General features: G+C 70.4%; 14 protein-coding genes and 4 tRNA genes. 1 reads left to right on the plus strand and 17 read right to left on the minus strand.

From position 1 onward, the window contains the following. Nucleotides 1–20: 20 nt before the first annotated feature. The 17 genes from IVW53_08225 to IVW53_08305 form a co-directional block, all read right to left on the minus strand. The gene (locus IVW53_08225) at nt 21–548 is read right to left on the minus strand and encodes a 50S ribosomal protein L10 (GenBank protein MBF6605552.1); all 528 of its coding nucleotides are present in this window, start codon (nt 546–548) and stop codon (nt 21–23) included. Between the two features lie 358 nt (nt 549–906). Continuing rightward, nucleotides 907–1,617 carry a 50S ribosomal protein L1 gene (locus IVW53_08230; protein MBF6605553.1) on the minus strand — a complete coding sequence of 237 codons (711 nt, stop codon included), beginning with the start codon at nt 1,615–1,617 and terminating at the stop codon, nt 907–909. 94 nt (nt 1,618–1,711) lie between these two features. Then, nucleotides 1,712–2,137 (minus strand): 50S ribosomal protein L11, encoded by a 426-nt coding sequence (rplK, locus tag IVW53_08235; GenBank protein ID MBF6605554.1) that lies wholly within the window; start codon nt 2,135–2,137, stop codon nt 1,712–1,714. A gap of 18 nt (nt 2,138–2,155) precedes the next feature. Beyond that, complete coding sequence (gene nusG, locus IVW53_08240; GenBank protein ID MBF6605555.1) at nt 2,156–2,737, minus strand: transcription termination/antitermination protein NusG; 582 nt, start codon at nt 2,735–2,737, stop codon at nt 2,156–2,158. Nucleotides 2,738–2,747: 10 nt separating this feature from the next. After that, nucleotides 2,748–2,954 carry a preprotein translocase subunit SecE gene (secE, locus tag IVW53_08245; GenBank protein MBF6605556.1) on the minus strand — a complete coding sequence of 69 codons (207 nt, stop codon included), beginning with the start codon at nt 2,952–2,954 and terminating at the stop codon, nt 2,748–2,750. Between the two features lie 38 nt (nt 2,955–2,992). Further along, nucleotides 2,993–3,069: transfer RNA gene (locus tag IVW53_08250), tRNA-Trp, on the minus strand. Nucleotides 3,070–3,081: 12 nt separating this feature from the next. Further along, nucleotides 3,082–3,246, minus strand: a complete 165-nt coding sequence (gene rpmG, locus IVW53_08255) for a 50S ribosomal protein L33 (protein ID MBF6605557.1) — start codon at nt 3,244–3,246, stop codon at nt 3,082–3,084. A gap of 4 nt (nt 3,247–3,250) precedes the next feature. Then, nucleotides 3,251–4,447 (minus strand): elongation factor Tu, encoded by a 1,197-nt coding sequence (gene tuf / locus IVW53_08260; GenBank protein MBF6605558.1) that lies wholly within the window; start codon nt 4,445–4,447, stop codon nt 3,251–3,253. 87 nt (nt 4,448–4,534) lie between these two features. Further along, nucleotides 4,535–4,610: transfer RNA gene (locus tag IVW53_08265), tRNA-Thr, on the minus strand. A gap of 28 nt (nt 4,611–4,638) precedes the next feature. Further along, a tRNA-Tyr gene (locus tag IVW53_08270) sits at nt 4,639–4,723 on the minus strand. Between the two features lie 67 nt (nt 4,724–4,790). Continuing rightward, nucleotides 4,791–4,866, minus strand: a tRNA-Thr gene (locus IVW53_08275). A gap of 98 nt (nt 4,867–4,964) precedes the next feature. Then, nucleotides 4,965–6,128, minus strand: coding sequence for a 23S rRNA (guanosine(2251)-2'-O)-methyltransferase RlmB (rlmB, locus tag IVW53_08280; GenBank protein MBF6605559.1), 1,164 nt, complete (start codon nt 6,126–6,128; stop codon nt 4,965–4,967). A gap of 544 nt (nt 6,129–6,672) precedes the next feature. After that, the gene (locus IVW53_08285) at nt 6,673–8,085 is read right to left on the minus strand and encodes a cysteine--tRNA ligase (protein MBF6605560.1); all 1,413 of its coding nucleotides are present in this window, start codon (nt 8,083–8,085) and stop codon (nt 6,673–6,675) included. Then, nucleotides 8,082–9,314: a 2-C-methyl-D-erythritol 2,4-cyclodiphosphate synthase gene (gene ispF, locus IVW53_08290; protein MBF6605561.1), complete on the minus strand. Its 1,233-nt coding sequence runs from the start codon at nt 9,312–9,314 to the stop codon at nt 8,082–8,084. The genes IVW53_08285 and ispF overlap by 4 nt, the downstream gene beginning before the upstream one ends. Then, nucleotides 9,311–10,369 (minus strand): PIN domain-containing protein, encoded by a 1,059-nt coding sequence (locus IVW53_08295; protein MBF6605562.1) that lies wholly within the window; start codon nt 10,367–10,369, stop codon nt 9,311–9,313. The genes ispF and IVW53_08295 overlap by 4 nt, the downstream gene beginning before the upstream one ends. Nucleotides 10,370–10,540: 171 nt before the next feature. Continuing rightward, complete coding sequence (gene radA / locus IVW53_08300) at nt 10,541–11,983, minus strand: DNA repair protein RadA (protein MBF6605563.1); 1,443 nt, start codon at nt 11,981–11,983, stop codon at nt 10,541–10,543. A gap of 25 nt (nt 11,984–12,008) precedes the next feature. Continuing rightward, nucleotides 12,009–14,483 carry an ATP-dependent Clp protease ATP-binding subunit gene (locus tag IVW53_08305; protein MBF6605564.1) on the minus strand — a complete coding sequence of 825 codons (2,475 nt, stop codon included), beginning with the start codon at nt 14,481–14,483 and terminating at the stop codon, nt 12,009–12,011. 192 nt (nt 14,484–14,675) lie between these two features. Between IVW53_08305 and IVW53_08310 the strand changes: the two genes are divergently transcribed. Beyond that, a partial coding sequence (locus IVW53_08310; protein ID MBF6605565.1) for a hypothetical protein occupies nt 14,676–15,095 on the plus strand: 420 nt, incomplete at its 3' end.

Below are 15,095 nucleotides of genomic sequence, written 5' to 3' on the forward strand. Positions count from 1 at the left end.
GGGTTCTGGTGGTGGACGTCCTAGCGGGCGGCGGCGGCCTTCTGGTCGCGGACCTGGGCGAGCGCATGACCGAGATCCCGGATGCTCGCGGCCAGCAGGCCGGCGAGCGTCGCGATCGGGGCCTGCATCGCGCCGGCGAGCTTCGCCTGGAGGACCGGGCGCGGCGGCAATGCCGCCAGCCGGATCACCGCATCGGCGTCGATCCGCCGATCGCCGAGCACGGCGCCGGTGATGCGGACGATCTTGAACGGGCGGGTCGCGTCGAGGACGGCCTTGGCTGCCGCCGTCTCGTCACCCCGGCCGATCGCGATCGCCGTCGGCCCGACGAGGAGCGGCGCGAGGGCAGCTCCGTTCGAGTCAGCGGCGGCGATCTTCAGGAGCCGGTTCTTGACGACGCGGTAGCTCACGTCGTGCTTTCGGAGAGCGCGCCGTATCTCGGCGAGCTCGCCCACCTTGAGGCCGCGGTATTCGGAGACGATGAGCGCGGTGCTGCCGGCGAGCTCGTCGCGCAGCGCCTCGATCGTCGCTCGTTTGGCCTCGGTCGGCATGGGAACCTCCCAGCGTCCGTGCGTGCGGCCGGCACGCGGCGGTGGGTCGCCGCGGGCCCGGATCGCTCCGGGCGCACGGACGCCCCTGCGACGGTCCTTCGACACTGCAGGGGCGCATCCACCCGCATGGGCGGCTGGGTCCTGCCTCGGCGTGCTCGCCGTCGTCCCCACCCGGTCGATGCGGCCAGGCGGTCCGGTGCGGCGGATCGAGCCCCGACCGTCGGGCCCGACCGCGATGGCCGGACTCCGGCGGTCCGCGGGCGCAGGCTGTCTGCGGCGGTCCGTCGATCTTCTGTTGTGAGCGACACGCCGCCGCCTGGGCGGAGGCCGTCACCGCGTATGGTGGGTGGGCGCGGTGTCAGGCCGCGGCGGCCACGGCGAGGAGTGCCGGCATGTCGACTCGGATGCCCGGGCCCATCGTGCTCGCGACCGTCAGGCTGCGCAGGTAGAGACCCTTCGCGCCCGTCGGCTTCGCGCGGTTGACGGCGTCGACGAGCGCGGCGAGGTTGGCGACGAGTTCGTCCGGCCCGAAGCTGCTCTTGCCGACCGCGACGTGGATCGTCCCGGCCTTGTCGGCTTTGAACTCCACCCGGCCCGACTTGACCTCGCGGACCGCGCGCTCGAGGTCGAAGGTGATGGTCCCCGATTTCGGGTTCGGCATGAGGCCGCGACGACCGAGGATCTTGCCGAGCCGGCCGACCATCCCCATCGTGTCGGGGGCAGCCAGGGCAACGTCGAAGTCGAGCCAGCCCGCCTCGATCCGCTTGACGAGATCCTCCGCACCGACCTCGTCGGCGCCCGCCCGAAGAGCCTCCTGGGCCTTTTCCCCCTGGGCGAAGACCGCGACGCGGACCTTCCTGCCGGTGCCGTGGGGAAGGACGACCGTGCCGCGGACCATCTGGTCGGCATGGCGCGGATCGACGCCGAGCCGGAGGTGGACCTCGACGGACGCATCGAAGTTGACCGTCGTGGTCCGCTTGATGAGGTCCACCGCCTCGTCCGGGGCGTAGACGCGCTCGCGGTCGACGAGCTTCGTCGCTTCGAGGTATTTCTTGCCGTGAGCCATGATCGATTCCTCGCGCTGGCGGTCGAGCGTGCCCGGCCTCCCCCGTCGCGTGGGGTGGACGTCCGGCGCGATGGCGCCGCCGGAGACGCTGCGCAGTCTAGCCGACGACCTCGATGCCCATCGATCGGGCGGTCCCCTCGATCTGGCGCATCGCCGCCTCGACGTCGTTCGCATTGAGGTCGGCCATCTTCGTCGCGGCTATCTCGCGAACCTGGTCGCGGGAGACGCGTCCCACGCCGGCACGACCGGCGGTGGACGCCCCCTTGTCGACGCCGGCCGCCTTCCTGAGGAGATCGGCCGCCGGCGGCGTCTTGAGGACGAAGGTGAAGCTGCGGTCCTCGAAGACCGTGATCTGAGCCGGGATGATCTGCCCGGCCTTGTCCGCGGTCCGCTCGTTGTAGGCCTTCGTGAACTCCACGATGTTGATGCCGTGGGGCCCGAGGGCAGTACCGACCGGAGGCGCCGGGGTGGCCTTGCCGGCCGGCAGCTGCAGGGTGAGGACGATCCGGATCTTCTTCGCCACTGGGCGTCGGCTTCCTTTCTAGAGCTTCTCGACCTGGAGGAAGTCGAGCTCCACCGGTGTCTCGCGACCGAAGATGCTCACGAGCACCTTCACCTTGTTCCGCTCCGGATTCACCTCGTCGACCGTGCCGATGAACTCGGCGAACGGACCGTCCGTGACGCGGACGCTCTGGCCCTTCGTGAAGGCGACACGGTACTTCGGGGTCTCGACACCCATCTGGCGGAGGATCTGCTTGACCTCGTGGTCCGCGAGGGCGACCGGCTCGCTGCGCATCCCCGGGATGTTCGCCCCGCCGACGAAGCTCGTGACGCCCGGCGTGTTGCGGACGACGAACCAGCTGTCGGGATCGAGCGTCATCTCGACCAGGACATAGCCCGGGTACACCTTCTTCTGAACGGTGTGGCGCTGACCCTGGCGGATCTCGATCTCGTCCTCCATCGGGACGAGGACCTGGAAGATCCTGTCCTCCATGCCCATCGACTCGATGCGGTGCTCGAGGTTCGCCTTGACCTTGTTCTCATAGCCCGAGTACGTGTGGATGACGTACCAGTGCTTCTCGGGCGCCTGGACGGTCGTCTCGGGGCTGTTCGTGTCGGTCATCGTCATCCGCCTAGCCGTTGCTCAGGAACTTGACGGCGTTGAGGAAGATCGCGTCGCAGACCGTGATGAACAGCCCGACGGCGAAGCTCACGGCGAACACGAGCACCGTCAGGTTGCGCGTCTGGTGGAGCGTCGGCCACGAGACCTTCTTCAGTTCGGACCACGCCTCGTCGATGAAACGACGGGCGTTCGCCATGAGGCGGCGGATTCGATCCACGATGGGTCGTTCTTCTCTCTACGGCTGACGGGGTGGGGTGGCAGGCGCGGCCGGACTCGAACCGACAACCACTGGTTTTGGAGACCAGAGCTCTGCCAAATTGAGCTACGCGCCTCCGTGACGGTCGCTACTTCGCCTCGCGATGGAGGGTATGGCGGCGATCGCGTGGACAGTACTTCATCAGCTCGATCCGGTTCGGATCGTTCTTCTTGTTCTTTCGCGTCGCGTACGTCCTCGACTTGCACTCGGTGCAGGCGAGGAGGATCACGGGACGGGCTTCGACCTTCGCCATCGTCCTACTCGATGATGCTGACGATGGCGCCGGCGCCGACGGTCCGGCCACCCTCGCGGATGGCGAAGCGCTGGCCGGTCTCGAGGGCGATCGGGGTGATGAGCTCGACGGTCATCTCGACGTTGTCGCCGGGCATGATCATCTCGGCGCCGTCGGGCAGGCCGATCGCCCCGGTGACGTCGGTCGTGCGGAGGTAGAACTGCGGCCGGTAGCCGTTGTAGAAGGGGGTGTGCCGCCCGCCCTCGTCCTTGGTGAGGACGTAGACCTGGGCGCTGAACTTCGTGTGAGGCTTGACCGAGCCCGCCTTGGCGAGGACCTGGCCGCGCTCGATCTCGTCGCGCTCGATGCCCCGGATGAGGCAGCCGACGTTGTCGCCGGCGCGGCCCTCGTCGAGCAGCTTCTTGAACATCTCGACGCCGGTGACGACGACCTTGCGGGTCGTCTTGACCCCGATGAGCTCGACCTCGTCGCCGACCTTGACGATGCCGCGCTCGATGCGCCCGGTCGCGACCGTGCCGCGACCCTTGATCCCGAAGACGTCCTCGACCGGCATGAGGAAGGGCCGGTCGATCGCCCGCTCGGGGGTCGGAATGTAGCTGTCGACGGCATCCATGAGGGCCGCGATCGGGGCATATGCCGGGTTCGCCGGATCGTCGGGCGCCTCGAGGGCCTTGAGGGCGCTGCCGCGCACGACGGGGATGTCGTCGCCCGGGAACTGGTACTTGCTGAGGAGCTCGCGGACCTCGAGCTCGACGAGGTCGAGCAGCTCGGGGTCGTCGACCGCGTCGACCTTGTTGAGGAAGACGACGATGTACGGGACCTCGACCTGGCGGGCGAGGAGGATGTGCTCGCGGGTCTGGGGCATCGGGCCATCGGTCGCGGCGACGACGAGGATCGCGCCGTCCATCTGGGCGGCACCGGTGATCATGTTCTTGATGTAGTCGGCATGGCCCGGGCAGTCGACGTGAGCGTAGTGGCGCTTGTCCGTCTCGTACTCGACGTGGGCGATCGCGATCGTGATCCCCCGCTCCCGCTCCTCGGGCGCGTTGTCGATCGTCTCGAACGCGCGGTACTCCGCCTCACCCTTGAGTGCGAGGTACTTCGTGATCGCCGCCGTCAGGGACGTCTTGCCATGGTCGATGTGACCGATCGTCCCGATGTTGACGTGCGGCTTGGTGCGCTCGAACTTCTTCTTCGCCACGTGAGCGTCCTACTCCATGATTGGGCGGCGGGGCCGCGGATCTGCCGGGCGCACCGGCGCGATGCCGATGGTGCCGTGCCGAGAGGGTGGAGCCCACAATCGGACTCGAACCGATGACCTCTTCCTTACCAAGGAAGTGCTCTGCCAGCTGAGCTATGTGGGCCCGGTTCCTTCGCTGCGGGCTGGTGTGTTGGTGGGCAGGGAGGGAATCGAACCCCCACAGTCGAAGACGGCTGATCTACAGTCAGCGGAGCTCACCACCTGCTCAACCTACCCACTGCGGACACGGCGGACGGGCAACGCTGCGGCATCGTGGTGGACCCGCCATCCGGGAATGTTCTGTTGGAGCCGACGACGGGACTCGAACCCGGAACCGGCGGTTTACAAAACCGCTGCTCTACCAATTGAGCTACGTCGGCGCGCATGGGCTCATACCGCAGCGGAACCTGGCGCTCGCGCATGATAGGGCCCACCGCCGCCATGGGTCAAGCGACGCGAGGCATCGTCCGAGGCGAGCTCAGGCGGGTTCCGGACCCCCGGGCAGGAGTCGATCATCTGCGGTCGGGTCGACGCCGACGGATCCCGCGAGCGGCTCGCTGGGCGGCGGCTCGGGCATCCCCGCCTCCGCGGACCCCGATCCCGGGAGCGGCGCTTCGGCGGGCGGCTCCTTCCTCCGCGCCGCGGCGGCAGGGCGTGCGCGAGGCCGCCGGGCGGGCGGCGGTGCGCTCGGAACGTTCGTGCTCGGCGTCGTTGCGGGTCGGTCCGCCTCCGTCGTCGCCGAAGCCGGCTGGTCCACGCGCGCCGCATCGCGCTGGCCGAGCACCTCGAAGAGGAGGATCGATCCGGCGACCGCCGCATTGAGCGAACCGATCGAGCCGCGCATCGGGATCCGGACGACGAGGTCGCATCGTCGCCGGATCGCTGGTCCAAGCCCCTGGCCCTCGCTCCCCACGACGACGACGAGGGGGCCCCGGAGATCCGCTTCTCGCGTCGTGAGTGGCGCTTCAGCCTCCGCCCCGACGATGCGGAGCCCGCGGACATGGAGGTCCGTGAGTGCGCGGGCGAGGTCGTCCACGGGCGCGAGGAGGAGATGTTCGACTGCACCGGCGGAGGCCTTGACGGCGGCAGGGGTGAGCGGTGCCTGGCGATGCGTCGGGAAGATGACTCCGTGAACGCCCGCGGCCTCGGCGCTCCGAAGCAGCGTGCCGACGTTCTGTGGGTCCTCGAGCGAGTCGAGCGCGAGGACGAACGGGGACTCTCCTCGTTCACCTGCCCGGGCGAGCATCTCCTCGAGGGTCGCGTACCGTCGCGCACCGACCACGAGCGCGACCCCCTGGTGGCCATCGAAGCCGGCCAGCGCCGTGAGCGTCCCGCCCTCGACCTCCACGATCGGGATCCGGAGGCTCGTGGCGTGGAGGACGATCCGCTCGAGCGCCGCTCGGCGTTGCGGGGTGACGAGGAGCCGGACGGCGTCCCGGCGGGCCACGAACGCCTCCTCGACGGGCCGCCGCCCGGCCACGATCTCCTCACCGTCGGCGAGCGGAGGGACGGCATCCGGGACGGGGCGCCAGCCGCTGGCCGGTGGGCCCGCCTGGAACGGGGTGCCGGAGTTCGGCGGGCGATACCCGCCACGCGAACCCCGGAAATGACCGCCCGGACCCGGGCGGTCGTCGCCACGCACCGGCCGAGGTGGACGCCAGGCGCTGGGCGGAGGCACGGCGGCAGGTGGACCGCCGGTCTGGCGTGCAGGGCGGGGCCCGGCGGTCCACGGATCACCACGCGGGCGACCCTGCGGTGGCCCGCCGGCGAATGGTCGCTCCCGCCACGACCCGTCGGCCTGTGGGCGTGGCCGATCGAACGGGGGACGCGGCCGGTCGGTCGAGGGGCGCGGCCGGGAGCCGCCGGAACCTCCCGGATGCCCGGGACCCGGCGATCGCCAGGGTCCGGTCGGCCCGATGTCGCGATCCGGGCGCCCGCCTCCGGGCGGTGAACTCGACGGGGCGGACCGGCTCGGCCCTCGCGCCTGGTTCGGAACGCGCTGCGGTCCATGACGCTGCGGTCCGCCCGGTCCGCCCGGTCCGCCCGGTCCGCCCCGACCCGACGACCCCGCGGCCCCGCCGGACGGGCGCGAGCCGCCTGGCCCCCGATCCTGGCGGCGGCCGTCCCCGCTCGGGTGGGACCCTCCGCCCGTCGGGCGGTCGCGCTCTCCGCCGGGTCGCCGTCGGTCAGCCATGCCTCGCGACCTCCAGCCGACGCCATCGCTGACCGTCGCGCGTGTCCTCGACGAGGACACCTCGTTCCGCAAGCTCGTCGCGAAGGCGGTCGGAGGCGCCCCAGTCGCGGGCGGTCCGGGCGGCTGCGCGGGCGTCGAGGAGCGCCGCCACATCGGGCGGCAGGTCGTCCGAAGGCGATGCGGTCACGCCGAGGACGGCGTCGAGTTCGGCGATGAGCGCGGCGGCCCGGTCGGCGTCGGCGGTCGACAGCCGTCGGGCGTCCATCCGCCGGTTGACCTCGCGGACGAAGTCGAACAGCACGGCGAGCGCGGGCGAGACGTTGAGGTCGTCGTCCATGGCCTTCTCGAAGCCATCCCGGGTCTCCTCGATCACCGCCTCGAGCGAGTCGTCGTCCGCACCGTCACCGCGATACGTGCGGAGCGCGGCAAGGGCCGCGTCGAGACGCTCCACGGCGGATTCGGCGGCCAAGAGGGACGCCTCGGAGTACGCGAGCGCCATCCGGTAGTGGACCGAGATGAGTGCGTAGCGGAGCGCCCGCGGTGCGACACCCGCCTCGATGAGATCGCCGACCCGGGCGATGTTCCCGGTCGACTTCGCCATCTTCGTCCCGCCCATCTGGAGGTGCGCACCGTGCAGCCAGGTCCGGACGAACTCGGTCCCCGACGCCGCCTCGCTCTGGGCGATCTCGTCCTCGTGATGCGGGAAGATGAGGTCGACCCCGCCGGTGTGGATGTCGAACGTGGGGCCGAGGTGCGCCATGCTCATCGCCGAGCATTCGATGTGCCAACCGGGACGCCCCGCTCCGATCGCCGTCTCCCAGACCGGCTCGCCCGGCTTGGGACCCTTCCAGAGGGCGAAATCGCGGACGTCGTCCTTCCCGTACTCATCCGCCTCCACCCGCTCGCCCACCCGGAGGCTCGCCGCGTCGATGCGCGCGAGGCGGCCGTATCGCGGCCAGGAGGCGATGCGGAAGAAGATCGAGCCGTCCTCCGTCCGGTACGCGTGACCTCGCTCGAGGAGTGTCTGGACGAGCTCCACGATCGCGGCGATGTGGTCCGTCGCCCGCGGCTGGACGTCCGGCACGGTCATCCCGAGCGCGGCCGCGTCGGCCGTGAACCGCTCGATGTAGCGGTCCGCGAGGGCACCGATCGACATCCCGCTCGCCGCGGCGCCCTTGATGATCTTGTCGTCGATGTCGGTGATGTTCATGACCCACGTCACGCGGTAGCCGCGGTAGCGGAGGTATCGGACGAGGATGTCGGCGAAGAGGAACGACCGGAAGTTGCCGATGTGGGCCGGCCCGTAGACGGTTGGCCCGCACGAGTAGATCCGGACGTGTCCGGGCTCGAGCGGCACGAGCGGTCGCACCTCGCCGGTAAGGGTGTCGTGCAGGCGGATCGTCATCGTCGCATCGCCGTAGCCGCCGAAGGATCGAGGTGACCGATCACGGCCACCGCATGGGCCGTCATGCCGCGACCGGCCCCTTCCATGCCGCCGAGGTTGCCGGTCGATCCCTTGACATCGACGGCGGAGGCCGGCAGGCCGAGGATGCCGGCGATGGCGTCCCGCATCCCGTCGAGCCGCTCCGCCAGGCGCGGTCGGGCGCCGACGATCGTCAGGTCGACGGAGAGCGGCGAATATCCCGCCGCGGCGAGGCGGTCCATGGCGGCTCCGACGACGAGTCGGCCGGCGATCCCGCGCGGCGTCTCCCGGCCGGCCGGCACGATGCGGCCGAGATCGGGCAGCCCGGCCGCACCGAGGAGTGCGTCGGCGAGCGCGTGCAGGGCGACGTCGCCGTCCGAGTGGCCGGCCAGGCGCGGCGCACCCTCGATCGTGGTGCCGCCGAGCGCAAGGGGCTCGCCCGGACCGAACGGGTGACTGTCCGTTCCGAACCCCACCCGGACCGGACGGTCCGCCAGGGCGGGCTGCGGGCTGGTCGATGCGAGCAGCGTCTCGCGCACGCGGGCGAGATCCGCAGGCACGGTCACCTTGAGGTTCGAGGGGTCGCCGGGGATCGCATGGACGGGGATTCTAGCGGCCTCGAGGAAGGCGGCCTCGTCGGTGAACGTCAGCGGGCCGTCCGGAGGATTGACCGCCCAGGCCGCCCGGAGCGCGGCGGCTCGCACAGCCTGGGGCGTCTGGGCGACAGCGAGGGCCGCCCGGTCCATCGTCTCGATGACCCGGCCCTGGGCGAGCCGCTTGACCGTCTCCGCGATCGGCAGCGTCGGGATCGCTGCCCCATGGCGTTCCGCTGCCGCGATCGCGGCGAGGATGAGCTCGTGGCTCACCGCCGGACGGGCGCCGTCGTGGACGACGACGATCCGCTCATCCGGCGGATCGAGCGCGTCGAAGGCCGCGGCGACGGAGTCCTGGCGGCGACGACCGCCCGGCACGATGGCCGCGATCGACGGCGGAAGCCACGCGGCCGCCGCGACGGCGGCGACCCGCTCGGGTGCCACCGCGACGGCGATCCGGCCGACGTTCGGAACGGTGCCAAGAGCGCCGAGCGTCCAGGCAAGAAGCGGTCTGTCGCCGATGACGGCGTCGAGCTTGTCGATCCCACCCATCCGTCGACTCCCGCCCGCCGCGACGACGACGACGTCGAACGGGCGTGGCCGCGCGATGCCGTTCAATCCGTCCGCGGCTGCGCGAAGATCATCCGGCCGGCGACGGTCTGGAGGACACGCGTGACGGCGACGTCGAGGTCGCGATCCATGAATCGGGCGCCGCCCTCGACGACGATCATCGTGCCGTCGTCGAGGAAGCCGACCCCCTGACCGGCCTCCTTGCCCTCCTGGATCACGCGGACGCGAAGATCCTCGCCGGGGAGGAGCGCGGCCTTCACGGCGTTCGCGAGCGAGTTGATGTTCATGACCCGGATCCCCTGCAACTCGGCGACCCGGTTGAGGTTGAAGTCGTTGGTCAGGATCGCCCGGCTCCGCTCCTTGGCGAGGGCGACGAGCTTCGCGTCGACTTCGGCGATCTCCGGGAAGCCCTCCTCGGCGATCTCGAGCGGCGTCGGGGTGTCCTTCTGGAGTCGGGCGAGGATCTCGAGCCCGCGCCGGCCGCGATTGCGACGGAGGGTGTCCGGGCTGTCGGCGATGTGCTGGAGCTCCTCGAGTACGAACCGTGGGACGACGAGCGTGCCGTAGATGAAGCCCGACTCGACGATCTCGGCGATCCGACCGTCGATGATGGCGCTCGTGTCGACGACGATGTGCGGCTCTCCCGTCGATCCGCGTTCGACCTCTGCACCGACTCGCCGGAGCAGGCCGATCGCCGCGGCGGCCTCCACGAGGTCGGCCCGCTTCGCGACGGTGAGGCCGACCATCCCGAGCCCGAGGAACAGCGAGACCCCCAGGGGCAGCCACTGACCGAGCGGGCCACCGATGTTCGAGAGCGGCAGGCCGAGGAGGAGCCCCATGAGGAGTCCGATGAGCAGGCCGATGACCGCCGCCACGAATTCGGCCGTGGAGAGCTCCTGGACCTGGCGGAGGAGCCATCCGGACGGCACGACCGTGAGGTACGGAAGCACGCCGAACCCGATGACGAGCCAGGCGACGACCCAGGCCGCGAGGAATGCGCCGGCGTACTGCTGGCCGACGAAGAGCCCGCCGTCGATGGATGCGGTGGTGAGCCCCACGAGCGTCCCGAGGGCCGCGCCGAGGAACCGGATGCTGCGGATCACCTGCGTCTCTTCATCCGCTCGGGGAGTCGGCGGTGCGACGGCGCCGTCCTCCCGACTCGTGGACGGCGTACCCGTGCGCCGTCGGGAGAGCCTAGCATCGCCGAGAGCGCATCGTCAGGAGGTGTTCGCCGGCCGCCTGCCCCATGGTCCGGTGCACCCGTCGGCCGCGCCTCAGGCGCGCCACCCGGTCGGTGCGACGCTGCGGGTCGCGTCGAAGGCGACCGCCAGGGCGTCGCCGAGGGTCGCCACGCCGACCACCTCGAGGCCGGTGATCTCGGGAGGCGACACGGAGGACGCGGCGACGGGCACGATCGCCCGACCGAAGCCGAGCCGGGCGGCCTCGCGGAGGCGTCGTTCGAGACCCGTCACGGACCGCAGCTCGCCGAGCAGCCCGACCTCGCCGACGGCGACGGTCCCACTGCGGACCGTCTGATCGCGGAGCGAAGATGCGAGGGCGATGGCGATCGGGAGGTCGAGGGCCGGTTCGTCGACCGACAGCCCGCCGGCGACGTTCATGTAGACATCGTGGCTCGCGAGGTCGATGCCGGCCCGCCGCCCGAGGACCGCGATGAGGAGCGCCAGTCGGTTCGGGTCGAGGCCGCTCGCCATCCGGCGCGGCGTCCCATAGCTCGTCGAGGCCACGAGCGCCTGGATCTCGATGAGCAGTGGGCGGCTGCCCTCGAGCGTCGGGACGACGACGCTCCCCGGCGCGCCCGCCGGGCCTGCGCCGAGAAAGGCCCGCGCCGGGTCGGCAAGCTCACCGAGCCCGGTCTCGCCCATCTCGAATACGCCGACCTCCTCGGTCGAGCCGAAGCGGTTCTTCGTCGCCCGGAGCAGGCGCAGGGAGGCATATCGCTCGCCCTCGAGGGTGAGGACCGCGTCCACGAGGTGCTCGAGCGTCTTGGGTCCTGCGATCGAGCCATCCTTCGTCACATGACCGACGAGCACGACCGCGACGCCGTCGCCCTTGGCGAGCTCCATGAGGCGGAGGGCGGACTCCCGCACCTGTCCGACGCTGCCCGCCGGCCCGTCGAGTTCCTCGACGCTCATCGTCTGGATCGAATCGACGACCACGAGCCCAGGGCGTTCCGTCCGCGCGATCTCGACGATGCGCCCGACCTCGCTCTCGGCGACGACCCGGATCGACTGACCGGCGACGCCCCGGGTGAGTCCGAGCCGCGTCGCCCGGAGCGCGACCTGGGCTGCGGACTCCTCACCCGTCGCATAGACGACGGTGGACCCACCGTCCGCGGCGGATCGGGCGAGCCCCGCGGCGATCTGCAGCACGAGCGTCGATTTGCCGATCCCCGGTTCCCCGCCGACGAGGATGAGCGAGCCTGGGACGAGGCCGCCGCCGAGGACCCGATCCACCTCGCCGATCCCGATCCCGATCCGCGGGACTGCGGCGTCCCCGATCTCCGCGAGCGCCACCGGGGGTGCGCTGGACCCACCCCGGCCCGCGCCGCCCGTCGCCGCCCGCGCGGATCGAGTCGAGGGTCGGACGAGCGTCTCCACGAGGCTGTTCCAGCTGCCGCACGAACGGCACTGCCCCTCCCAGCGCACGAAGGCGTCGCCGCACGATTGGCAGACGTATCGACTCTGGGCCTTCACCACCGTCCGCCGCCGGAGCCGTCGTCGCCTAGTGCGTCTCGACGGGAGTCTTCACCTCGGCGGCGTGGATATCGAGGCCGGCCTCCTCGCCCTTGTCGACGACGATCATCGTGTGGGGCTCGTAGCGGCCGAGGAGAAGGTGCTCGGCGAGGACATCCTCGACCATGTTCTGGATGACCCGGCGGAGCGGACGAGCGCCGTAGGCGGCGTCGTAGCCGAGCTTGATGATGTGCTCCTTCGCCGCCTGCGTGACCTCGAGATCCATCTGCTGCGCTCGTAGCTGGTCGCGGACGCGAGCCAGCATGAGGTCGACGATCTTGGTGATCTCCTCCACCGTGAGGCTCCGGAAGACGACCGTCGCATCGATCCGGTTGAGGAACTCCGGCCGGAAGTTGTTCTTGAGCTCGGCCGCGACCTTCTCGCGCATGAGCTCGTACGACGCCTCGGCTCTCGACTCCGCCGTCTCGCCGGTGGAGCGGAAGCCCAGGGCGGAGTTCGTCTGGAGCTGCCTCGCGCCGAGGTTGGAGGTCATGATGATGATGGAGTTGCGGAAGTCGACGCGTCGGCCCTTCGCATCCGTGAGGTGACCGTCCTCCAGGATCTGGAGGAGGATATTGAACACCTCCGGATGGGCCTTTTCGACCTCGTCGAGGAGCACCACACAGTAGCTCTTGCGGCGGACCGCCTCGGTGAGCTGGCCTCCCTCATCGAACCCGACATAGCCCGGGGGCGCTCCGACGAGCCGGCTCACGTTGTGGCGTTCCATGAACTCGCTCATGTCGATCTTGATGAGCGCGTCCTCGCTCCCGAACATGAACTCGGCGAGCGCCTTCGCAAGCTCGGTCTTCCCGACACCCGTCGGACCGAGGAAGATGAATGAGCCGATCGGGCGCTTGGGGTCCTTGAGACCGGCCCGCGCCCGGCGGACCGCCCGCGAGACCGTCCCGATCGCCTCTTCCTGGCCGATGACCCGTCCGTGGATCGTTTCCTCCATGTGGAGGAGTCGCTCGGATTCCTCCTGGGCGATCCGGGTGACGGGGATGCCCGTCCACATCGCGACGACCTGAGCGATCTCCTGTTCGCCCACCGTGGGCTGGTCCGAGGCGACCTGACCCTGCCATTCCGCGCGCAGGGACTCGACGTGGTCCTTGGCCGCCGACTCTGCCTCGCGGAGCGTTGCGGCCTGCTCGTAGTCTTGGCCGTTGATCGCCGCGTCCTTCTCCTTCGTGATCCGCTCGAGTTCGCGCTGCGCCTCGCGGAGCGGCGGCGGAGCCGACGCATATCGCAGGCGGACACGGCTCGCCGCCTCATCGATGAGGTCGATCGCCTTGTCCGGCAGGTGGCGATCCGTGATGTAGCGGATCGACAGGTCGGCCGCCGCCTGCACCGCCTCGTCGGTGATCGTCACCTTGTGGTGCTGCTCATAGCGCTCGCGGACGCCCTTGAGGATCTCGATCGTCTGCTCGAGTGTCGGCTCTTCGACCATGACCGGCTGGAAGCGGCGTTCAAGGGCGGCGTCGCGCTCGATGTACTTGCGGTACTCGTCGAGTGTCGTGGCGCCGATGCACTGGAGCTCGCCGCGGGCGAGTGGTGGCTTGAGGATGTTCGCCGCGTCGATCGCGCCCTCGGCCGCTCCGGCCCCGACGAGCGTGTGAAGCTCGTCGATGAAGAGGACGGCGTCGTTCGTGTTGCGGAGCTCCTCGATGATCTTCTTGAGCCGCTCCTCGAACTCGCCGCGGTACTTGGTGCCGGCGACCAGCGACCCGATGTCGAGGGTGAGGACCCGCTTGTTGAGCAGTGTCTCCGGGACGTCGCCGCTGACGATCCGGTGGGCGAGGCCCTCCACGATGGCCGTCTTCCCGACGCCCGGTTCGCCGATCAGGGCCGGGTTGTTCTTCGTCCGCCGCGAGAGGATCTGGATGACCCGTTCGATCTCCTTCTCTCGGCCGATGACCGGGTCGAGCTTGCCTGCCCGCGCGGCGTCCGTGAGATTGATCCCGAGCTGGTCGACCGTGGGCGTCTTGCTCGCCCGCTTCGTCTCCGGCGTCGGACCGGACGCGGAGCTCTGGGACAGGACCCGGATCACCTCGTGACGGACCTTGTCGAGGTTGACACCGAGGGACTCGAGCACGCCGGCTGCGATGCCCTCTCCCTCGCGGACGAGGCCGAGGAGCAGGTGCTCCGTGCCGATGTAGTTGTGACCGAGCCGCCGGGCCTCGTCGATCGCGAGCTCGATGACCCGCTTCGCCCGAGGCGTGAGGCCGACCTCGCCCACGACGGGCCGATCGCCGCGACCGATGATGAATTCGACCGCCGTGCGCACCTTCGGCAACTCGACGTTCATGTTCTCGAGGACGCGCGCGGCGACACCCTCGCCCTCGCGGACGAGACCGAGCAGGAGGTGCTCGGTGCCGATGTAGTTGTGGTTGAACCGCTGCGCCTCGTCCTGCGCGAGAGTCAGGACTTTGCGTGCGCGATCCGTGAACTTGTCGAACCGATCCATCGAGTCGAACGCCTGTTCCTCTTGCCGCCGAGTGGGAGCCCCGAGGGCATGCTAGCACGACGGCCCGCCAGCGCAACGAGGTGACGGCCGTGCAGCCCGTCCGGCACGAAGGATCGACCGGCGATGCGTGGGCCGCGGGCCCGGCGGCCCGCGATGGACGACCGCAGGGTCAGGCGGTCAACCCTCGGTCGGGTGGGCCGTCGCCGATGTGGGCGGTGTCGCCGGCTCGGGCTCGGTTTCGGCCTCAGGCTTGGGCCCAGGCTTGGGCTTGGGCTTCGGCTCAGCCACGGGCTCGGGCTCGGGCTTCGGCTCGGGCTTCGGCTCAGCCTCGGCCTCAGGCTTGGGCCCAGGCTTGGGCTTGGGCTTCGGCTCAGCCACGGGCTCGGGCTCGGGCTTCGGCTCGGGCTTCGGCTCAGCCTCGGCCTCAGGCTTGGGCCCAGGCTTGGGCTTGGGCTTCGGCTCAGCCACGGGCTCGGGCTCGGGCTTCGGCTCGGGCTTCGGCTCAGCCACGGGCTCGGGCTCGGGCTCGGGCTTCGGCTCGGGCTCGGGCTCATCGACGGGCTCGGGCTCGGGCTTCGGCTCGGGCTCGGGCTCGGGCTTCGGCTCGGGCTC

It is taken from the genome of Chloroflexota bacterium (assembly GCA_015478725.1).
Classification (GTDB): domain Bacteria; phylum Chloroflexota; class Limnocylindria; order Limnocylindrales; family CSP1-4; genus C-114.